22 protein-coding genes and 2 tRNA genes are annotated in these 21,156 nt (G+C 61.7%); 5 read left to right on the top strand and 19 right to left on the bottom strand.

All coding sequences use genetic code 11. The annotated features are described in order from the left end of the window. Positions 1-31: 31 nt before the first annotated feature. The 4 genes from ACWF6P_RS00795 to ACWF6P_RS00810 all read right to left on the bottom strand — a co-directional run bounded on the left by ACWF6P_RS00795 (position 32) and on the right by ACWF6P_RS00810 (position 2,022). Positions 32-808 (bottom strand): helix-turn-helix domain-containing protein, encoded by a 777-nt coding sequence (locus ACWF6P_RS00795; RefSeq protein WP_452619619.1) that lies wholly within the window; start codon positions 806-808, stop codon positions 32-34. 151 nt (positions 809-959) lie between these two features. Then, a tRNA-Arg gene (locus tag ACWF6P_RS00800) sits at positions 960-1,032 on the bottom strand. Between the two features lie 82 nt (positions 1,033-1,114). Beyond that, positions 1,115-1,206, bottom strand: a tRNA-Ser gene (locus ACWF6P_RS00805). A 96-nt stretch (positions 1,207-1,302) separates the two neighbouring features. After that, on the bottom strand, positions 1,303-2,022 hold the full coding sequence (locus ACWF6P_RS00810) for a dienelactone hydrolase family protein (RefSeq protein ID WP_452619620.1): 720 nt from the start codon (positions 2,020-2,022) through the stop codon (positions 1,303-1,305). 61 nt (positions 2,023-2,083) lie between these two features. Between ACWF6P_RS00810 and hisC the strand changes: the two genes are divergently transcribed. From hisC to ACWF6P_RS00825, 3 genes are all read left to right on the top strand, one after another. Beyond that, complete coding sequence (gene hisC / locus ACWF6P_RS00815; RefSeq protein ID WP_452619621.1) at positions 2,084-3,160, top strand: histidinol-phosphate transaminase; 1,077 nt, start codon at positions 2,084-2,086, stop codon at positions 3,158-3,160. Between the two features lie 100 nt (positions 3,161-3,260). Continuing rightward, positions 3,261-4,955: a bifunctional metallophosphatase/5'-nucleotidase gene (locus ACWF6P_RS00820; protein ID WP_378633838.1), complete on the top strand. Its 1,695-nt coding sequence runs from the start codon at positions 3,261-3,263 to the stop codon at positions 4,953-4,955. 37 nt (positions 4,956-4,992) lie between these two features. After that, on the top strand, positions 4,993-5,862 hold the full coding sequence (locus tag ACWF6P_RS00825; protein WP_452619622.1) for an MYG1 family protein: 870 nt from the start codon (positions 4,993-4,995) through the stop codon (positions 5,860-5,862). Between the two features lie 8 nt (positions 5,863-5,870). Here the strand turns inward: ACWF6P_RS00825 and ACWF6P_RS00830 are convergent, their stop codons facing one another. Further along, complete coding sequence (locus ACWF6P_RS00830) at positions 5,871-6,854, bottom strand: alpha/beta hydrolase (protein WP_452620422.1); 984 nt, start codon at positions 6,852-6,854, stop codon at positions 5,871-5,873. Positions 6,855-7,280: 426 nt separating this feature from the next. On the opposite strand from ACWF6P_RS00830, the gene ACWF6P_RS00835 reads away from it, so the two are divergent. Both ACWF6P_RS00835 and ACWF6P_RS00840 read left to right on the top strand, forming a co-directional pair. Next, positions 7,281-7,901, top strand: coding sequence for a LysE family translocator (locus tag ACWF6P_RS00835; RefSeq protein WP_378536672.1), 621 nt, complete (start codon positions 7,281-7,283; stop codon positions 7,899-7,901). A 25-nt stretch (positions 7,902-7,926) separates the two neighbouring features. Then, positions 7,927-8,334 carry a DUF4259 domain-containing protein gene (locus ACWF6P_RS00840; RefSeq protein ID WP_378540686.1) on the top strand — a complete coding sequence of 136 codons (408 nt, stop codon included), beginning with the start codon at positions 7,927-7,929 and terminating at the stop codon, positions 8,332-8,334. On the opposite strand, the gene ACWF6P_RS00845 is transcribed toward ACWF6P_RS00840, so the two are convergent. The 14 genes from ACWF6P_RS00845 to ACWF6P_RS00910 all read right to left on the bottom strand — a co-directional run bounded on the left by ACWF6P_RS00845 (position 8,328) and on the right by ACWF6P_RS00910 (position 21,100). Next, positions 8,328-9,254, bottom strand: a complete 927-nt coding sequence (locus tag ACWF6P_RS00845; RefSeq protein WP_452619623.1) for a D-isomer specific 2-hydroxyacid dehydrogenase family protein — start codon at positions 9,252-9,254, stop codon at positions 8,328-8,330. The two genes, ACWF6P_RS00840 and ACWF6P_RS00845, sit on opposite strands and share 7 nt — an antisense overlap. A gap of 89 nt (positions 9,255-9,343) precedes the next feature. Continuing rightward, positions 9,344-10,387, bottom strand: a complete 1,044-nt coding sequence (gene yut / locus ACWF6P_RS00850; RefSeq protein WP_378633806.1) for an urea transporter — start codon at positions 10,385-10,387, stop codon at positions 9,344-9,346. Between the two features lie 34 nt (positions 10,388-10,421). Next, complete coding sequence (locus tag ACWF6P_RS00855) at positions 10,422-11,369, bottom strand: urease accessory protein UreD (RefSeq protein ID WP_452619624.1); 948 nt, start codon at positions 11,367-11,369, stop codon at positions 10,422-10,424. Next, positions 11,366-12,007, bottom strand: coding sequence for an urease accessory protein UreG (ureG, locus tag ACWF6P_RS00860; protein WP_003943822.1), 642 nt, complete (start codon positions 12,005-12,007; stop codon positions 11,366-11,368). The genes ACWF6P_RS00855 and ureG overlap by 4 nt, the downstream gene beginning before the upstream one ends. Positions 12,008-12,017: 10 nt before the next feature. Further along, positions 12,018-12,731, bottom strand: coding sequence for an urease accessory protein UreF (locus tag ACWF6P_RS00865; protein WP_387387007.1), 714 nt, complete (start codon positions 12,729-12,731; stop codon positions 12,018-12,020). Then, the gene (gene ureE / locus ACWF6P_RS00870; protein WP_378445595.1) at positions 12,715-13,362 is read right to left on the bottom strand and encodes an urease accessory protein UreE; all 648 of its coding nucleotides are present in this window, start codon (positions 13,360-13,362) and stop codon (positions 12,715-12,717) included. Before ureE ends, ACWF6P_RS00865 begins: the two co-directional genes overlap by 17 nt. Positions 13,363-13,371: 9 nt before the next feature. Further along, positions 13,372-15,090 carry an urease subunit alpha gene (locus ACWF6P_RS00875; protein WP_003943847.1) on the bottom strand — a complete coding sequence of 573 codons (1,719 nt, stop codon included), beginning with the start codon at positions 15,088-15,090 and terminating at the stop codon, positions 13,372-13,374. Positions 15,091-15,125: 35 nt separating this feature from the next. Further along, on the bottom strand, positions 15,126-15,563 hold the full coding sequence (locus tag ACWF6P_RS00880) for an urease subunit beta (protein ID WP_452619625.1): 438 nt from the start codon (positions 15,561-15,563) through the stop codon (positions 15,126-15,128). Between the two features lie 29 nt (positions 15,564-15,592). Next, positions 15,593-15,895, bottom strand: coding sequence for an urease subunit gamma (locus ACWF6P_RS00885; protein WP_003943837.1), 303 nt, complete (start codon positions 15,893-15,895; stop codon positions 15,593-15,595). Positions 15,896-15,946: 51 nt separating this feature from the next. Further along, complete coding sequence (gene amt, locus ACWF6P_RS00890; protein ID WP_452619626.1) at positions 15,947-17,626, bottom strand: ammonium transporter; 1,680 nt, start codon at positions 17,624-17,626, stop codon at positions 15,947-15,949. 575 nt (positions 17,627-18,201) lie between these two features. Further along, positions 18,202-19,197: a squalene cyclase gene (locus ACWF6P_RS00895; RefSeq protein ID WP_452619627.1), complete on the bottom strand. Its 996-nt coding sequence runs from the start codon at positions 19,195-19,197 to the stop codon at positions 18,202-18,204. Between the two features lie 92 nt (positions 19,198-19,289). After that, on the bottom strand, positions 19,290-19,985 hold the full coding sequence (locus ACWF6P_RS00900) for an Imm52 family immunity protein (protein ID WP_452619628.1): 696 nt from the start codon (positions 19,983-19,985) through the stop codon (positions 19,290-19,292). An 87-nt stretch (positions 19,986-20,072) separates the two neighbouring features. After that, positions 20,073-20,768, bottom strand: coding sequence for an Imm52 family immunity protein (locus ACWF6P_RS00905; RefSeq protein ID WP_452619629.1), 696 nt, complete (start codon positions 20,766-20,768; stop codon positions 20,073-20,075). Further along, positions 20,765-21,100, bottom strand: a complete 336-nt coding sequence (locus ACWF6P_RS00910; RefSeq protein ID WP_452619630.1) for a hypothetical protein — start codon at positions 21,098-21,100, stop codon at positions 20,765-20,767. Before ACWF6P_RS00910 ends, ACWF6P_RS00905 begins: the two co-directional genes overlap by 4 nt. Positions 21,101-21,156 lie beyond the last annotated feature (56 nt).

Genomic DNA, 21,156 nt, shown 5'->3' on the forward strand with positions numbered 1-21,156 from the left:
TGTAGCGATCGAGACAAGGTGCGACGGCCGATCAGCTGGCCCGGAACATCCCTGGTGTAGCCCCTGTAGTGCGTCGGAATGCCGCCCCGAACGCGCTTGTCGAGTGGTAGCCCACGCGCTCGGCGACCTCCTGCAGATTCAAACCGTGCGCAAGAAGGGTTACCGCCCGTTGGGCACGCACCGCTGACACCCACTGCCCGAAACTCATCCCGGTCTCCGACCGAAATACCCGGGTAATGGTTCGCGGGCTGACACCGAGCGTTCGGGCCCAGTCGGACAGCGTTCGCATGTCACTCGGATCGTCACCGATCGCATCGACGATGGGTTGCAGCAGCGCCGAGTCCGGCACCAGCACCAGCAACTCGTTCGGCGACGGTGCCAGCACGTCGATCACCATCTGCTCCGTGAGCGAGCGCGAAGAGGCTACGAGTGAATCGTCTGCCAGTCGCTCGAGGAGATTCCGCAGCAGCGGAGTTACCTCGATCGCCACCGGCACGTCGGACAGAGAAGGAACTGACGCGATATCGAGCTGAGCGGCCCGATACCAGGTGCCCGCGGGGGCGATCGCCGAGTGCAGGACGCCGGCGGGCATCCACAGACCGACGGTCGGGGTGATCGTCCACGTGCGCGATCCCACCGTGGCGGTCGACGCTCCCCGCTCGTTCCACAACAACTCGTGGGTCGGATGCGAGTGCGCTTCCCACCGGGTCTCGCGGGAAACGAGTTCGTCCATGCCCGCGATGACGAAGGGCACCTCGACCGCCCCAGCCGAGTAGACGGGGAGCGTCCGACTGTCGACGGTCTCCAACGGTTCTCCTCGGTTCGCGCGGTTGCTCCGGAGAAAGCATAGGTTGCGGGGATCGAAATCCGCCGGGGTGACGTCACGCACATTCCAAGATTACGAACGCGCCAAAACAAAAAGAAGGCCACGGACTGTGAGTCCGTGGCCTTCTTTCTTGTGCGCCCGAAGGGATTCGAACCCCTAACCTCTTGATCCGTAGTCAAGTGCTCTATCCGTTGAGCTACGGGCGCATGTTCTATTGTCTTGCTGATCTTGCGTGTCTTGCCGTCGTACTTTCTATCATTTCTAACCCGCCGGTCAAAATCACCGGCTTGGCGGAGGCGAGAGGATTTGAACCTCCGGTCCCTCGTAAAAGGGACAACTCATTAGCAGTGAGTCCCATTCGGCCGCTCTGGCACGCCTCCCTGGGGGTTCCGATCCTTTCGGACCGCCGGATCGAAAGATTACACACCCTTCGCCACCAAAGGCAAAACGTGTGGTCAGCGCCCTGTTTTGTCGACTTACCGCAGGTGGCTGTCGAACCAGTCGAAGATCCGGGTCTGAGCTTCGATGATCGACGCCGAGCCCGGGTCGTCGACGTCGGCGTCCTCGGACAGGTGTGGCGGCTCGTCCGCCCGGTGAGCCAGTCCGGCGTAACTGACCACCAGCGTCGCGACGTCGGCCTTCGCGGTCGCTTCCCGGAGCAGCGTCACGTGTTCGCGAGGCGTGCTGGGATCGTCCTCCCCGTACAGAGCCAGCCACGGCGCCTGCAGGAACGTGGCCGCGTCGACAAGCGCCTGAGCGTCCACCGACAAGGCTTCGACGATTCCCCGCGCGGCGACACTCACCGCGGCGCCAACGGGACGGCTGGTGGCTACGAGCATCGCGGCAGTCCCGGCGTCGTCGAACCCGAGCACCCCGATGGTGTCGGCGAGAACGTCGCGCGCGACGAGCCAATCGAGGGTCGCGTCGAAGTCGGCGAAGAGGTTGTCACCGAACACCTCGCCCTGCATGTGCTCGGGTTCGCGATGGAACAGGTGTGGTGCGACGCTCACCCACCCTTCGCCGGCGAGTGCGCACATCAGATTCAGCAGAGCCGGGCTGAACTGCCGGGCTTCGTGCAGCACGACGATTGCGCCTCGTGTCGGGCCGTCCGGCTCCACCACCGTCAGTGGAACAGCCGTGGCGACCTCCCCTTCGGCTCCGCGCAGATATGCGGTGGCCCGGAAGATTTCCGACATCTTCCAACTGTGACACGCAGACGGCCGCAACGCACCAAATCAGTGCGCGCATAATCGACTCGTGACCGCACACATTCGCCCTGACCTCGCCTCCATCCCCGCCTACGTTCCCGGACGCAATTTTCCGGGTGCGATCAAGCTGGCGAGCAACGAAACGACAGTAGGGCCGTTGCCCGGTGTGCGTGACGCCGTCGCCGACGCGGTCGCCAATGCCAACCGCTACCCGGACAACGCTGCGGTCGCCCTCATCGAGGCGCTGGCCAGCTTCCTGAAAGTCGAGCCTGCCAACGTCGCCGCTGGTTGTGGCTCCGTGACGCTGTGCCAGGAACTCGTGCAGATCACGTGCGATCAGGGTGACGAAGTCATCTACGCGTGGCGTTCGTTCGAGGCGTACCCCGTGGTCGCCCAGGTCGGCCACGCCGTCTCGGTCAAGGTTCCGCTCACCGAGGACTTCGGCCACGACCTCGACGCGATGCTGGCCGCGATCACCGACCGCACGCGGTTGATCTTCGTGTGCAACCCCAACAACCCGACCGGCAATGCACTGTCGAAGGCAGAGCTCGAGAGCTTCCTCGACGCTGTCCCGACGCACGTCGTCGTCGCACTCGACGAGGCGTACTTCGAGTACTCACGCTCGGACGCCGACGGCATCGAACTGTTCCGCAGTCGCCCCAACGTGGTTGTTCTGCGCACCTTCTCGAAGGCGTACGGCCTCGCGGGAATCCGCGTGGGTTACGCGGTCGCGGATCCGGAGATCATCGTGGCCCTCGGCAAGGTGCACACCCCGTTCACCGTGAGCGCTGTCGCGCAGGCCGCCGCGATCGCATCCCTGGCTGCAGCAGACGAACTGCTTGCCCGCACCGAAGGTGTCATCGCCGAGCGGACGCGAGTTCGGACCGCTCTGATCGAAGCCGGCTACACCGTCCCCGAGTCGTCGGCGAACTTCGTCTATCTCCCCCTCGGAGAGCTCTCTCCCGGTTTTGCCGAGGCGAGTACCGAAGCGGGCATTCTGATCCGTCAGTACGGCGTCGAGGGCGTCCGGATGACCATCGGCGACCCGCACGAGAACGACGCGTTCCTCGCTTTCGCGAACACTGCCGTCGCGAAGCAGGCGGCGGGCATCGGCGTCACCGCGTGACACTCGATACATAACTGTTACGCCGAGGACTGGAATTCGTTTCGGCGGACGGGCACACTCAGGGAGGTTCGAGGCCGGTCCGAGTGAGGGAGCACGACGCATGACGCGACGCATGACACGAACGTGTGCCGTGCTCGCAACGACCCTTCTCGCCACCACCGCGACCTCCCTGAGTGGCGTCGCCACTGCCCAGTCGCAGGACACGGTGTCGGTCCGCTTGTTGGCCTTCAACGATCTGCACGGCAGCCTCCGCCCGCCGGAAGGTGTTCGCAGCGAGATCAGGCAGGCCGACGGCTCGCTCACTCCCGCAGGTGGCGCGGCGTATCTCGCGGCCTACGTGACGCAACTTCGCAGCCAAGCCACTAACTCGCTGCTGTATTCCGTCGGTGACAACTGGGGATCGTCGGCGCTCGAGTCGGCGATGTTCAACGACGAACCGACGGTCGAACTCCTGAACCGGATGAAGATCGACGCTTCCGCCATCGGCAACCACGAGTTGGACAAAGGGCTAGCCGAGTTCCGCCGCATGCAATCCGGTGGTTGCTCCGCCGTCGACGCATGCACGTTCAGCCCGTCCTTCGACGGCGCCAACTTCCCGCTGATGGCCGCGAACATGACGTACACCAACGGCGCTCCGGCCACGCTGCCGTTCACCGTGAACATGGTCGACGGCATTCCGCTCGGAGTCATCGCAATTTCCCCCGCCAACACGTCGCAGATCGTCACCCCTGGCGGGATCGCCGATCTGCAGTTCGGCGACGAGGTCGAAGCGATCAACCGCACCGCCGACGTCCTCGACTTCTTCGGTGTCAAAGCCATCACCGTCCTCCTGCACCGTGGGGACGAACCTGCTGTCGAGGGCGGGCCGAACGACTGCAACGTCGAGTCCGGGCCGGCCCGCGACATCGCCTTACGCGCATCACCCAAGGTGGACGTCATCTTCACCGCCGACAGCCACCAGCAGTACAACTGCGAATTCCCTGATCCCGCAGGCAATCCCAGAGTCGTGATGCAGGGCGCTTCGCACGGCCGGATCGTGTCCGTCGCAGATGTGACGATCGATCGCAACACCCGCGAGGTCGTTCGAGATCAGACGTCCGCTTTCAATCAGATAGTGACACACGATATTTCGCCGGATCCTGATATTCAGGCTCTCGCCGATCGCGCCTGGTCGGAGGCGTCGGAAAGCGCTCAGCGGCCGGTGGGGACCATCACCGCCGATCTGACCCGGGACCGGGTACCCAGCGGTGAATCCACACTCGGCAACCTGGTCGCCGATGCTCAACTCGCAGCCGGATCGACACGAGGCGCTCAACTCGCGTTGACGAACCCCGGCGGCATGCGCGAGGACTTGGACTTCGGCACTTCCGGCCAGATCACCTACCGCCAGGCTTACAGTGTGCAACCCTTCGGCAACAGCCTCGAGGTGCTCTCCGTCACAGGAGCGGTGCTGAAGGACGCTCTCGAACAGCAATTCCAAATCGACGTCGACGGCACCGGTACCGAGCGCATCCTCTCCCCGTCCGCGGGCTTCACCTACGCCCTGGACCGGCGGGCAGCGCCGGGTGCGCGTATCTCGGAAATGCGCTTGAACGGGCAGGACATCGCACCCGACGCCGTCTACAGCATCGTGGTGAACAAGTTCCTCGCCGAGGGCGGCGATGGCTTCACCGCCCTGAAGAACTCCACCCAGATGACCGGCGCGGGCAACGACCTCGACGCCTTGACGGCCCTGTTCGCAGCCGGGTCACCGGTCTCGCCACCTGCCACCGACCGCATCCGCACCATCGGCTGACTAGGCATCCCCGCGCTCGATTGCCTAGTCTCGACGGGTGATCATCGCGACCCATAACGGCAAGTTCCATGCAGACGACGTCTTCGGCGTATCGCTGCTCAAGCAGCTGTACCCCGACGCCACCGTCGTTCGCAGCCGTGACGAGGACGTCCTCGACAGCGCCGACATCGTGCTCGACGTCGGCGGTCGCTACAACCCGGCCGAGGGCCGCTTCGACCATCACCAGCGTGATGCCGGCGAGCGCAGCAACGGCATCCTGTACTCCGCCTTCGGTCTGCTCTGGCAGGAATACGGCCTGCAGTTCTGTGAAGGCGACGCCTCCGTGTTCCGCCGTATCGACAGCCGACTGGTCGAGGGCATCGACGCCGTCGACAACGGCCAAGAGATCTACACCCTCAACGACTACGGCACCAAGCCTTTTGATCTGTCGTCCGTGCTGGACCTGTTCAACCCCATCTCGTCCACCGACGAGGAGTTCGACACCCAGTTCGAGCTGGCCGTCGTTCTCGCAACTCAGGTCTTGATTCGCCTGCGCGCCAAGTACGCCGGCGACGCGGCCGCCGAACGCGAGTTCACCGAGACCTACGAGAAGGCAACGGATCCGCGCTTCGTCGTGTTGGAACGTTTCGTTCCCCACGGCCGCGCCGCATCGGCCCAACCGGAACTGCTGTTCACGATCTTCCCGAACACCAACGGCGGCTGGTCGATTCAGACAGTGAAGCCCGCCGACTCCAAATTCGGTTCACGAAAGCTGTTGCCGGAGCAGTGGCGCGGCCTCAACGGCTCGGATCTTGCCGCCGAGACGGGCGTCGACAGTTCGGTGTTCTGCCACAAGGCCGGGTTCATCGCAGCTGCACAGACCCGTGACGGCGCACTCCAGTTGCTCGAACTGGCACTGGCCGAGTAACTCTCAGTTCACATTCCCAGCGCCGTCTTCACCGTCGGCCAGGAATCGTGAAGCGCGTCTTGCCAGTACGGCCATGAATGGGTGCCGTCGTTCCGATAGGCGAACACTGCGGGAATCGACAGTTCCCCCAACTTCGCTTCGAACAGCTGTGTGCAGGTGTTCGCGAGCGCCTCGAGCGGTCCGCCTTCGATGGCAGTCTGCAGGCCGCTCAGGGTGAAGATATTGTCGTATTCTCCGGGCGCACCCGTGCCCGAGGAAACATAGATCGTTTTCCCGCGCAGCATTTCCGCATTGGTGGACGGGTCGTGCTTTTGCCAGTCGGGGTCCGATGCCGGGCCCCACATGTTGGTGGCATCGCCGGCCTTGCTGGCCACGGTAAGCCGCACGGAATCCTGCGAGGACGACTCGGAGTTGTCGAGACAGCCACTGTACGAGGCTAATCCGGTGTAAAGCTTCGGATGATGAGTGATGAGGTTGGCCGCGCCGAGCGCACCCATGGACACCCCACCGACCACGTTCGTCCCGTTTCCGGAGAACGCCGAATCGATCAATGCCGGAAGCTCCTCGGCGAGAAACGATTCCCACTTGTTCACGCCGAGATTCGGATCGTCGTTCTTCCAGTTGGTGTAGAAACTGCCGGTACCGCCTACGGGGAGAACGACGTTGACGTTCTTGTCGGCAAAGAATGTTTCGATGTCGGTCTTCTGGGTCCAAGTGCTCTCGGAGTATCCGGATTCCGAACCGGCGCTGACGCCGTCGAGTAGGTAGAAGGACGGACGCGCGCCGGCGTCGGTCGCGGGATGCAGAACCTGCACTTGCACCTCGCGCCGCATCGCCGGCGAATCGACGAACACGGCACTGCGAGTGGGCGACAACCGCTCTATGCGATTGATGTGGGCGCCGGTCTGACCGGCCGGATCTCCTGGTGGATTTTCAGGCGCCGGTTCGGCAGACGCCACTCCGCCCACAACAAGCGCGAGCACGACCAACACAATTCCGACAAACCCAAATCTCCGCATCCGTCAAGCGCCCCCTGAGCATCGCACGACTATCGCTAACCCTCGATTGGACAGGACGAACGTCCCGGGGTCAACCCACTGGTTGGGATTTATTACTCGCGGGTATCCAATGGAGTTGGACAGTTCTCCACCGATGCACACACAGGTGTGGATAACTTCATTCACATCCACTTCCCAGTTGTGCATAACCTGTGGACAAAAGGATGAATTACAACAGAGTTATTCCTCCTACCTGCAACGATCCGTTTCCCCACAGTGTGTATAACTTTGTCGAACAGGGCTCGCGAGACGCCGGTTTCCGGGCGTGTCCACGCAGTTCACACCACCGCGCCATTCTTTGTTCACAGGCACGACACCACCGGCCGACAACGCTCCCCACCCCGACTTCATACTTGTTGCATGCTGACCGCTCTGCTCGCTGCCACAGCTGTGCTCGCCCTACTGACTCTGGTCCCCGGGCCGGACATGGCCGTCGTGACGCAGGCTGCGCTCGGCGCCGGAAGATCCGCCGGATTCCGGGTTGCGGCCGGCATAGTCTCCGGCCTCCTCGTGTGGGGGCTGCTGACCGTTCTCGGGCTTTCAGCGATCCTGGCCGCATCCGCCGAGGCTTACACCGTCGTCAAGCTCGCGGGCGCCGCCTATCTGATCTATCTCGGGGTACGAGCACTGTGGGAGAGCCGGTCTTCGCGCATGCAACACGATGTCGGCACTCCACGGTCGCAGAAAGCCGGAACGTGGAAGACGGGCTTCACCACCAACCTGCTCAACCCCAAGATCGCCGTCTTCTACACCGGACTGTTGCCACAGTTGGTTCCGGCCGGATGGCCCACAGGACCGTCGCTTGCACTGCTGGTGCTCATCCACGCAGCCATCACCATCGTGTGGCTCAGCGGCTACGTCGTCCTTCTCTCGCGGGCACGTAGCACCTTCGAGAAGCCCCGAGTGCGACAGGCACTGGAGCGCATAACCGGAACAGTTCTTCTAGGATTCGGAGCGAAGATCGCGCTCGAAGCGCGCTGAGACCGCAATCGGAAAAGAGCAGACAGTGGGCGCGTGGGGATCGGGACCGTTCGAGAACGACGGTGCAGGGGATTTGATCGTGTCCATCGGGCACGGTGATTTCACCTTCGAATCGGTGGAGTGGGCATTCGAAGACGACTACCTCGAGGTCGACGGCGGCCAAATCGCCGTCGCCTTGCTCGAATTGGTGCTGATCGTGCGCGCCGATCGCAAGCGCGACCCTGCCGCCCAAGACCTCGATCTCGACTCCTTCACCTCGGCCCTGACCAGTGAACGGCTCACCTGGCTGATCGAAATGGTGGAGCGCACCATCGCATCGACCGATTCGGAACTGTTCGAACTGTGGGACGAGCAGGGACCGGAAGAGCTTGCTTCGTGGAGAGTTCCCGTCGTGGACGGTCTCGAGGATCTGCGCGTTCTGTCAGTTCAGTAGCCCGCCGACGGGTCGATTACCGCAGCAAGGTCCTCACCCGCAGCGAATCGAGCGACGTTGGCAGCCACGTGATCTGCCAGCACACGAGTGAGCGTCGTAGCCGGGTTGGCGACGTGCGGAGTGATGATCGCGTTGGGGAGCTTCCACAACCGGTGCCCGTCCGGCAGCGGCTCGGGGTCGGTGACGTCCAGTGCTGCACCGCCGATCGAACCAGCTTCGAGAGCATCGACCAGCGCGTCCGTGTCGACGAGGTTGCCGCGTGCGATGTTCACGATCCAGCTCGACTCCGACATCTGGTCCAGTTCGGCCTTGCCGACCAGATGCCGCGTCGCGGATGTCGACGGCGCTGCGATGACGAAGTGATCTGCCGTGGACCAGATTTCACCGGTACGGTCGGCCGAGAGCGTTTCTGCAGCACCCTCGACGGGAGTGCCCGAGCGGGTGATCGCGATGACCTTGACCTTGGATGCGGCGAGGTACGGGATCAATGCCCGGCCGATTCCGCCGCAACCGATGATCGCCACGGTCGAGCCCTGCAAGGTGCCCACGCGCGGGTCGAACTCCTCCTTGCGCCACGACCGTGCCGCCAATTGTTCGGGGAGAGAGCGTACTCCGGCGAGCAGGAGCATCATCGCATGCTCGGCCACGTTGCCCGCGTACGCTCCGGCAGCGGATGTCCAGACCCGCTTCTCGTCGATCACGCCGGCGTCGAACCATGGCTCGATACCGGCGAACGGTAACTGCACCCAGTGAACCGAATCGGGTAGCGACGACGGGAACGTGTCCGGCCCGTCTGCCCACACGACACCCTCCGCCTCTGCGAGTGGAACGAGAACTCCACCGGCTCGGCGAATCCCGTCGGCAAGGTGAGGATCCTCGACAGGACCGAGATGAATGCGAGGGGCGCTGGCGTCTGTCATGTGGATGCTTTCTGTTCGACGGTGGCGGCAGGGCGAATAGATGTACTCATCGCATGCCCCAGCGTACGGGCGCCTCGCCAATCAGCTTTCTATCCGTTCGCCTTCGCGATCGAGTCCTTGCCCTCGGCCGCTCCACCCTCGATGGTGTCGTGCTGGACAGGAACGAACTTCTTCTTCGGCAACAGGAACAGCCACGTCGCGAAGACGAACGGACCGGTGCCCGCCGGCAGACCGATCGGAGCGAAGGCAGATACCAGGGTGCCGTGGATGACAACAGTCACCAGCACTCCGAAGACCGTGTAGACGAACACGCGCCACGACGGGTTGTAGAACACCGAGCCCAGGGCGATTGCCGTGAGCACCGAACTGAGCCCGTAGAGACCATTGCCGATGTCGACGGTGTTTGCGCCCAGCGCCAGTACCGAACCCATCGCTATCGCCGAACCGATGAGCGCGAACACCGCCGCCCAACGCGACGCGACCAGCAGCGCGATCACGAAGATGATTCCGGTAATGGTGTTGTTGATCAGGAATATCTGGGACACGTTGCGGAACAGCGTGTCCCACAGAAAGCTGAAGGTGATGTCGGCATGGGCCGACGCGTCCCCGATGTGCTGAGGAAACTGGCCCGCGCTGAGGTCCGACGTTTCGATCCGCAGGAACTGGAACGCCGCAAGAAGGAAGAACCAGTTGACGAGGTTGAACGGAAAGGTCAGCGCCGGTACGCCCCAGGTCTTGAAGACATTGGCGACAGCCAGGAACGCGATGGTCGACGCAGCAGCTCCCACCACGAGGTAGATCCACAGCATCACGCCACCGGCAAGGAAAGTCGGAAAAGCAGCTCCCACAAGGATTCCGTTGTATCCATACAGGCCGATGCGCATCGAATCGTCGTCGGAGTGCAGCATCATGCCGGTGACGGTGGATACCACCAGACCCACCACGGCACCGATTGCGACGGTGATCGTGTCCGCGGCTATCGCGCCCCAGAAGATGCCGACCAGAAACAGCAGGCCGGTCAGCGCATTGCCCTGGAACATCACCTGTCCGGAGCCTTTGAGATTCGTGTCGATGAATCTGAGCACGACGTTCTTGTCCGCGACGTCGTCCCAGGGTTTGGTGATGGTGGTCATCGCACGTCCCTCGATCCATATCCGGCGATCCGCGTCATCCCCAGAGTGGGACGGGCGGAATGGTGGTGTCCAGAACTACCTTTCGTACCAGAGCCCAGAAATCACGAACCTTCGCCTTGACGGGTTCGCTCTCGGGACCGAGGACTTTGAAGATGAGACCGGCGTCGTTCGGTAGCCGACTCGCTCCGGAAACGACCTTGCCGTCACGGCCCGGAACTATCTCCTCGAGAATGGCATCGGCGTGCTCCTTCGGTGTCAGCAGGATGACATTGCCGAACACGTCGTGGTCACCCATGATTCCGCGGTATCGCACGGGGAAGCGTGCCGGTTCGATCACCAACTTCTCGGTGAAGAGATTCTTCCCGTCCGGACGCTTCGCCTTGATCAATGTGGAGTACAGGTCGTAGACGAACATCTCTCCGCCGTCGTGATACTTGCGACCCGGCATCACGATCTCCGACAACAACAGCGTTGCAGTCGGATCCACTGTGATGTCGGTGCGCGCGTAGTACCTCGCGTTGCGGTGTGGGATCGTCACTCCCGGCATCAGTTCGAGATACGAATTCTCGGCCAGCACCACTTTCTGGAGTTGCGACGCGTGATTGGCATCCATCCGGTGGACTTTCGTGGCTGACTGAGTGGTTACGTGCGCGAGGGAACCCGGTTCCATTTCGATGGTCAGGAACAACCGATCGCCTTGCAGCACACTGCCGGACGTCGAGATCATGTAGACGCACGGCATGGTCGGCAACGCTTCGTCCCAGTACAGCGCCTGCTGAACCAGCAGCGGTGTCTTGCGGTACATGTCCCGCAGAATCGTCTTGTCGCCGCGGTCGACAAATCGCATCTCGAGAACGCCGGTCTTACCGACCTTGCCGGCCGGCGCCTGCTTCGGCTGGTCCTGGTACTGATCGAGTTCCGGGATGGTCGGGATCGGCCCCGGGAGCGACCGCGATGCTCCCGGGACGGGCGGTGCACTCACGGTACGCTCGCTCCCACTTCCTCTTCGTCGAAGAGGACTCCGTGCACGATGAGGTCTACCACTTCCTTGATGCCTTCCCCGGTCATGCAATTGGTGAAGACGAACGGCTTGTCGCCGCGCATTCCCTTGGAGTCGCGATCCATGACGCCGAGATCTGCGTTGACGTACGGTGCGAGGTCGGTCTTGTTGATGACCAGGATGTCGGACTGCGAGATTCCCGGACCGTTCTTGCGCGGAATCTTGTCGCCTGCGGCCACATCGATGACATAGATGAAGAAGTCGACGAGAGCCGGACTGAATGTCAGAGTCAGATTGTCGCCGCCACTTTCGATGAACACCACATCGGTGTCCGGGAACGTCTTCTCCATGTCCTCGACCGCCGCGAGATTCATACTCGGGTCTTCGCGGACGGCGGTGTGTGGACAAGCACCAGTCTCGACGCCGACGATACGTTCCTCCACGAGAACACCTTTGAGAGCCTTGCGCACATGCTTGGCATCTTCGGTGGTGACCACGTCGTTGGTGATGATCAGAACGCTGGTGCCCCGCTTGATGAACTCCGGTGTGATCGCCTCGATGAGCGCGGTCTTACCCGAACCCACGGGTCCGCCGATTCCGATGCGCGTTGTCTTCTTCATCGTTCTCCTTCTAGTTCATGAACATTCGGACGTGCGCCTTGACGTGCACCGCAGCCAGAATGTCGATCATCGGGGCGAAATTGGACATGTCGTCGAGTCCGTAGTCACGCACTGCGTCGTACTCACGGCCGGCGGTCTGATTGACCTCGAACAGAATCTCCTGTGTCGCGAGGTGATCGACTCGGACGATGCGAAGGGCAGCGCCGAGCAACGTCATCGCGACACCGTACTGATTGACCGTGAAAGCGTCCTCTTCCGGGGAACCCATCTCCGCGAACGCAATTCCGAGGCCGACGGGGTAGGTACCCGGCGTCTCCCCCGATGCGATCGCGGCCAACCACTTGTTGAACAGGGTCTCACCGGCCAAGCGCCCACCGAGTTCGGCCAATTTCTTACCCATGCGGGTACTCATCGTGCGTGCTTCTTCGTTGAGTTTGCGTTCGATCACTGCATGATCGGCCGCGAGGATCGCCGAGAAATCACCGGCTGCCGCACCCCGGTGCGCCGCGAGTACGGCGATACCGTCGCACGTCGCGCCCTGATGGGTGGCCGAGAGCACAAACTCCCGTAGCGACGGACCACCCGTGACAATTCCTTGCGCCACGGCCGATTCCAAACCGTTGGAGAACGAGAAGGAACCGACCGGGAACATGGAATCGGAAAACTGCATCATCCGCATCGCGCGGTTGATGCTGAGCCCAGATCCCTCAGACGAGAGGGTCATGGGTATGCCCCTCGCCCTCACGCGCGGCCGCACCGAACAAACGGCGTGCCTCGTGTGGAGCGATGTAGGGAATGACCTCGGCGCCCGGGATGAAGGTGTACTCGATGCCCTCGAAAGCATGTGTCCGCATCACCGAGCCCATGACTGCCTTGTCGACGGTCAACGGAACGTAGACCTTCATTCCCTTCACCACCGCAGGCCAGTGCTGGTTACCCACGGCATGTCCCAACTCCAAACACGTCTGAATCATTTTCTCGGGCGTGACGTCGACCAGTGCGCTCAGGTCGATCTCCAACACGTCCTTGAGGTTGATCCTCGCCACGACGACGGTGTTCGCCGGCTCGTCCCACAGCAGAATGTCGCCGTCCTGCAACTGAATACCACGATCGAGCGAGACGGCCAGTTCACGGCCACCGATCGTGGTGCGTCGCAATCGACTCTTCTGCGCTTCCCACTGATCGAGCGACAAGACGTCCACTACAGCCTTTTCGAGTCGACCGGCCCACTCCTCGTCGGTCTCCTTCCCGAGAAGCGCGTCGACTCGCGTCGGCTTTCCGCTCGGCGCTGTCATCTCGCCGTGCGTGTGTGGCGCCGCATCGGCGCCGTGCGTGTGTGTGATAGTTCCCGACACTGGAGACCCCTAACTGAAGAAATAAAGTTGGTTCAAGCGAATGGATTCGGCGGGTTCGACGTACGCATGGACGCCGTCCGCAGTCACCGCGAAGGTCTCCGGGTCCACCTTGATTTCCGGAGTAGCCGAGTTACGAACCAGATCACGCTTGGTGACCGTCCTCGTGCCCTCGACGGCGACAACCTGACGTTCGAGTCCGAGTCGATCCTTGATGCCGTCGTCGAGCGCCGCTCGCGAGACGAACGAGACCGAACTCTGCGGCAACGCCTTGCCGAATCCACCGAACATCGGCCGGTAGATCACCGGTTGTGGTGTCGGGAGCGACGCATTCGGATCTCCCATGGCGTGCCAGCTGATCAGACCGTTCTTGATGATCGTCTTCGGCTTCGCGCCGAAGAATGCGGGCTCCCAGAGAACAAGATCCGCCATCTTCCCGACACCGATCGACCCGACCACATGCGAAAGACCGAACGTCAACGCTGGATTGATCGTGACCTTCGCGACGTAGCGCAACACGCGGAAGTTGTCGTGTGTCGGCGAATCCTCGGGCAGCTTGCCGCGGGACCGCTTCATGCAGTCCGCTGTTTGGATCGCGCGTAGCCAGTTTTCTCCAACCCGGCCCATCGCCTGTGAGTCACTCGAGAACATCGAGATGACGCCCATGTCCTGCAGTACGTTCTCGGCACCGATCGTCTCGGCGCGAACGCGGGACTCGGCAAACGAAACATCCGAGGGCACTTTGGGATTGAGGTTGTGACAGACCATGATCATGTCGAAGAGCTCGGCCTGAGTGTTGATGCCGTACGGCAACGTCGGATTGGTCGACGCCGGAAGTACGTTGTCCTCGCCCGTCACTCGCAGAATGTCGGGTGCGTGACCGCCACCCGCACCCTCGCTGTGATAGGTGTGAATCGTACGGCCTTCGAAAGCCGCGATGGTGTCCTCGACGTATCCGGCCTCGTTGAGGGTATCCGTGTGAATGGCGACCTGAACGTCCATTTCGTCTGCCACCCGCAGAGACTCACGAATTGTGGCCGGTGTCGCGCCCCAGTCCTCGTGGACCTTCAGACCGGCCGCACCGGCCTTGATCTGTTCGACCAGCGACTGATGCCCGGACGAGTTCCCCTTGCCCAACATGCAGACGTTGACCGGCAAACCCTCGTTGGCCTTGAGCATCATCTCCATGTTCCAGATACCGGAAGTGATGGTGGTGCCGTTGGTTCCGTCGGTCGGGCCGATACCACCACCGATCAGCGTCGTCACTCCCCCACTGAGTGCGTGGTACGCCTGCTGTGGTGACACGAGGTGAACGTGTGGATCGATGCCGGCTGCAGTGAGGATCATCTGCTCACCGGAAATCGCGTCGGTCGCCGGACCGGTGGTCAGCCCCGGGGTGACGCCTTCCATCGTGCTGGAGTTTCCCGCCTTGCCCCAGCCGACGATCTTGCCGTCCTTGATTCCCACGTCTGCCTTGACGACGCCGATGGTTGCATCGACGATGACCACGTTGGTGATCACGAGGTCGAGGGCACCGTCGATGCTGCATGACTCCGGATCCTGGCCCATGCCGTCGCGCAGCGTCTTGCCGCCGCCGTAGATCGACTCGTCGCCGATCGTTCGAAGATCTTCCTCGACCTCGATATACAGGTCGGTGTTGCCGAGCCTGATCTGGTCACCCGTGGTGACCCCGAACAGACCCGAATACTCTTGTCTCGAAATGCTTGTCATGGGTGTTGCTCTCCTTCGTCCGCCGTGAACGAGAATCAGTCGGTTTGAGGTTCGGACAGGAAGCCGAGTTGTTCGGCACGCTGGACGGCTCCGGGAAGCCGAGGACGGTAGGCGGCGTGGGTCGGCGCCCAACCGTCGACAAGTCCGTTGAAGCCTTGAACCCGTTGCTTGCCGCCGAACGGCACCAACGTAACTTCCTTCTCGTCGCCCGGCTCGAATCTGACCGCCGTGCCCGCTGGAATGTCGAGGCGCCAGCCGAAGGACTGTTCACGATCGAAGGACAACGCGCGATTGACTTCCATGAAGTGGTAGTGCGAACCCACCTGGATGGGACGGTCACCGGTGTTTCGGACTCGCAACTTCAAACGTGGACGGCCCTCGTTGAGTTCGATCGGCTCGTCCCGCAACACGTATCCGCCGACCGGTACATTCTTCTCGCCGCCGGAATCCTTCTTCGTCGATTTGCTTGCCATCTTGGAGTGCTCCTGACATCTCGGTCGGGCTACTGGATCGGAGAGTGCACGGTGACGAGCCGGCTACCGTCGAGGAACACCGCCTCGACCTGCACGCGCGGGATCATCTCTGCGACGCCTTCCATCACGTCGTCGACCGTCAAGGCGTGCGATGCGTCGGCCATGACCTCCTCGAGAGTCTTGCCCTCCCGAGCTCCCTCCAGGGCGGCTGCCGTGATGACCGCGACGGACTCCGGATGGTTGAGCTTGAGCCCCTTGGCCTTTCGCCTCAGAGCGACATCCGCCAACATGAGAATTGTCAGCTTGTCGAGTTCTCGCGGTGTCAGATGCATTCCGAACGCTCCTTGTCGATCATGCGGTAACTCCCTGTCGTCGAATACATGTCAGCTCCCCTGTTCCGTCGCTTCGGTGAGAGGTTCGGCCGCTTGCTGGACGAAACCGCTCCTCCTGCCGCCCGAGTACTCGTTGATCGCGTCCAGAACCGCTTGGGCTTGTTCCGAGGCGACCAGCACCTCGACACGCAACCGCTCGGTGAACACGACATCGTTGCGTTGCCCGCGGAACTTGAGTGAGGCCGAATCACTGGCGGAGACATGCGCTTCCGACACGACTATCGATTCCGCTCCGGCAGACAGCAGCGCCTCCCGTAGCTTCTCGGACTCGATGGTCTGCAACACCGCGGTGATGAGTTCGTGCTTCGGGGCGTCGAGGTTCGGAACAAGTTTTGCCCCCTCGACCAGGACGCCCGAGTCGAACCCGCTGGTCTGCGGCGCACCACCTGCGTCGACGAATGCGGCGTTGTAGCGGTACGCGTCCATGCCTTGCTGACGACGGTCGATGTCCACCTGGTCTTTCGGAGCCAGCTTGAGACCGATGGTCTTCTCGATGCCCGTGGCGATCAGCCAGGTCACCACGAACGAGAATGCGATGACGACGATCAACGCCAACGCCTGCTCGCCGAGTAGTCCTACGCCGCCACCGAAGAAGAGTCCGTCGCGGCCGATCGAATTGATCGCCTTTTCGCCGAACAAACCGAGAAGGAGTGAACCGAGGATGCCGCCGATGAAGTGGACCGCGATGACGTCAAGCGCGTCGTCGAACTTGAAGATCGACTTGAGCGCGAGCGCGAAGTGGCAGACCAGTCCGGCAAGCGCGCCGATCGCCAACGCGGAGAAGGTGCTGACGAAGCCCGCGCAGGGGGTGACGGTCGCGAGACCGGCTACCGCGCCGGTGATTCCACCGATCGCCGTGGCCTTGCCCTCGGTATACCTTTCGATGACGAGCCAGACGACCATGCCGCCCGCTGCGGCGATGTGAGTGTTCATCAAGGCTTGTGCCGCAACACCATCGGCGGCCAATCCGTCGCCTGCGTTGAATCCGAACCAGCCGAACCACAGGATGCCTGCGCCGATCAACGCCAGAGGTACCGAGTGAGGGACTGCCTCGGCGTTGGGCCATCCCGGACGTTTACCAACCACCAGCAAGATTGCCAAGGCGGCGGCGCCGGCGGATGCGTGGACGACAATTCCGCCGGCCCAGTCCTGAGCTCCGCGGAGCGCCAACCAGCCTTCGGGGTTGAAGAGCCAGTGCGCAATCGGGGGGTAGACGATGATCGACCACAGCACGAGCAGAACGGCCCAGCCCAAGGGCTTGAGCCGGTTTGCGGTCGCACCGGTGATCAGCGCGGGCGTGATGATCGCAAACATCATCTGATAGACCACGAACGCCAGAGTCGGTACAGCGACTGCACCTTCGATCAGGTGGAAGCCCGGGGCGGCGGCAGTGTGTATGTCCTGCAAGCCGAACAATTTCAGGTCACCGAGGAAGCCGGAACCCCAGTCTCCACTGAACGCGAAGCTGTATCCGAACACGACCCAGGTAATCGAGACGAGTCCGAGTGGGACGAGGTTCTGCTGCAGCATGACGAGCGCACTGCTACCGCGCACCAGACCGGCGTAGAAGAACGCGAGTCCGGGAACCATGAACAGAACCAGGCCCGCGGAGATCAGCACCCACGCCGTGTCCCCACTGTCTATCACTGCTTCTGCTAACACCATTTCCATCGACATCGACGACCTCCGAGCATTATTCGGACCTGAACAAAGTCATTGGTTAGAGCGGCAATTCGCGACGTTCCGGTTCGCTGCGACAGTTACGCTACGCCCCATAGTTGCACCTTCTGAGCAAAATCGGGGGAACATCCGGTTTTCACGTTTAGTAGAGCATTGTTCTGGGAAAAGATGAGACTTTGCCTAAACATTGCGGACGCTCCACAACCTACAATTGCGGGACTAATTCTCGCCGAAAGTGGTTTAAGTCTTGCAAAATGGGGAAGGTAGCCGCAGGTGAGCGCCACTTTCGGAGCAGAAATGCCGTTTCCAGCTCGGGACTTAGCTCCCTAACCAAGACAGTCGCGAGCGCCTTATTTGATTACCAACGTCGGTGACCCGCCTATCCAATCGGGTAGGTAATTTCACCGAACATCTTCTCACCTGTTCAGATGATTAACCTTCACCGCACTGAGGGCAATCCTGTCGTTAATATGTTCTTCATCCGTACTGGATATTTCGACTGGAAGGTCGAAGATCACCTTTCGATAACCTTTAAAGGTGAAATGACTTTCGCTGTAACTCTTTTGTTATGCAGAACCTAGAGGGGAGGATTGATCCCACCAGGCGAGCACTCGGATGCCGGATAAAGTCAGCCACTTCGACGGCTCCCCCGCCTTTGTGTCGACCTCGAACCACACCCGCCCCGGTTGGCGACCGGCCTGGAGCCACGTCCCATCCGAGGCTCGAGCGGCCCGGATCATCTCGATCGCGTCCGCTATTCGCGGATCAGGCTCATTTCCATCCGACAACGACGCTTCGCGGAAGTAGTCGGCTGCGTTGAGCACGTTGTAACGCCACCGGAACGGGTACGCGAACCGGCCGATCCAGTCCCCCACCGGTTCCCCGGTCGAGAGTCTCCGGAACAGACCGCGCTGCAGCAAGAATTCCTCACCGGATCGTCGAGTCGCGCACGTCTCATTTGTCCCCCCGGTCGCGATCTCGTACGCGAGAAGCCCTTTGAGTGAATTGAGCGTCGAATGGAACGACGATCGGGTCGAACCTTCGATCCACTCACAGTTCCACCCACCATCCGGAAGTTGATGCCGCACAAACCAATCAGCCAGTTCATCAACGGGCATGTCGAGCCACACACCGTTTGCCACCGTCCAGGCGTTGATGCAGCAATCGACCTCACCGTCCCAGTACGGCCGGCCCTCGTACTCCCAGCGACAGTTCTCCGCGAGCAGTTCTGCGGTACGACGCTTTCGCAGAACACTGGCGTCGAGGCCCCACTCACGCAATGAGTTGAGCGTCCAGGTTGTTGCCGTCCAGGGTTGCGAACTTTGTTCTGCTGCTTCGGGTCCCGCAAAGTCGAATTCTGCCGGGAAGAACGCCCCACCCGCCCATTGGCCGTCTCGACCCTGCAATGAAAGCAGGCGTGCGCCAAATCCTTTGGTAGCGATCGACGCGCGCGTCGCCGCCCACACAGTGGGCGCTTCGTTCAGCAGGTCGCGCTCCACCTGCCACCGAATCGCCGGATCCGAATCGAGGAGCCACGCGAGCAAGTCGGTTCGGGATGCCATCTGGCAATACTATCGAAAGGCGAAGCAGGCCATCCGGTTAACACATTTCTCGACGTGTGATGCAATAGTGAATTTCGCACCAGTGCCTTGCCCTACAGCGGGTAACCCAACGCCGCCCGCACCGCCACGATGTCGGCGGCAGCGACCTCCATTGGCTTGTCCCCCAACCGAATCAACGTGTCAGTGGGCAGCTCCTCTACCACCGCAGATTGGGGCAGCGCGCTGCGATCGAACGTAACTCCTGAATGGAAGTATGTTTCCCATCCCACCTCGACCTCAGCTTTCGACCGCTTCTGAAGATCTATGTAGTCGCCGATGCTCCACCGGGCTCGATCCGGTTTCCAATGTTTGATGATAACTTTCATGATCGCGTCTCCGATGTCAGGGCCGAGCAGCTGCCGGGTGCTGTCGGTGAGCTGCGTCTCCGTCGGCAACGACACCCGGACACTGTTGGGGGCGCTGGTTTCTAAGCCGCCGACCCCGGCGATAATCCGCCGCGCGGTCCCGTCTTCGGGCGACAAACCGATGCTGTACCCCGGTCCGGGGGTGTCCGAATACCCCATCTCCTTCGAGCGGGAATGCTCGAAGATTTTCACCAACCCGTCCACACTGAGATCCGCGGGGCCTTTGTCCAGTTTTTTGGTGTACACCCACGGCAACGCCAACTCCGGGTCGATCTCTTCCAGATCGTCGAGGAAGGCCCGCATCGTCTGCGCCACTTCCTGACTCGACTGCACCCGCGTTCCCCAATATCCGGCTACCGTCGGCCGCCGCCCGAACATGCTCATCGCCCCGTCCTTTCCGACCAATGCGCAATCGTCTCCAATTCAACTACGTGTCGCGACGTGAGCAGCGCTCGGCGGTCACGCGGCGTCTTAGACCGGGTAACCCAGTGCTTCCCGCACGGCCAGGATGTCGTCGAAGTTGATGTCTAACGGTTTCTCGCCCAACCGAATCAGCGTTCCGTTGGGGAGTTCCTCCAGTGCGGCGACGACGGGCAGTTTGCTGTGATCGAGATCGATCCCGGACTGGATGTATGTCTCCCACCCGACTTCGATTTCGCTGACCTCATTTCCCTGCGCATTGCGGTACTCCCGCGTCCCCCACCGCGCAGACTCCGGCGACCAATGCTCGATGATCGCTTTCATGATCGCGTCCCCGACGCGTGCAGTCAGCAACTGCGACGCCTCCCCGATTGCTTGTTTCTCCGGAGGGAGGGTGACGTTGACGAGATTCGGAACCCTCGGAACATTCCGGCCAAGAGAGAATTGGATTCTCAAGAACTGATATCTGTCCGGATGCAACAAACTCACGATGTAGCCGAGGTCGAAGGCCGCAACGGATTGCCCTTCGACATCCTTCGCTGCCCGGAAGATTTTCGCTAGGCCTTCCACGCTTAGATCGGTCGACTCGAAGGCAGTCTCGGGCGAAAACACCCAAGCTTGTCCAAGTGCTGGATCAATGTTCCTCAGACGATGAAGAAACGAGAACACCTCTGCTGCAATGTCTTCTACCGGTTGCGTCCGAGGGCCCCAATACCCGATCACTGTCGCGCCACGATCCGAATTCATCGACCTGCCCTTTCCAGCCACTCTGCAATCGTCATAGTCCTGATCAGCAAATCATTGTCATTGAACAGTTGTGGTCCGGGTTGCTGCGGAGCGCCGGGAGCATCCGGATTCACCGGCACCTGACCGACATCAGGCAGAGTCGGCACACTCGGTTCCTCGACGCGACCTGGCGAGGGAACCTCCGGGGTGGAGTTCTCGGGTCTCGGGTTCGACCCCGGATCGCCAATCCCACCGGTCGAGAGTGATTCCCACCCGCCACGATCGGGATCGCCGAGAAGAGTGGGTTGCGAGGGTTCCGGAATCGCGGGATCCGGGCGTGCAGGTTCATTCACGGACGGAACAGAGGGTTGATCATGCTCGGCAGGTGGAACTGTGCCGTCGATGACGG

Source organism: Rhodococcus sp. NPDC055024, assembly GCF_053608585.1.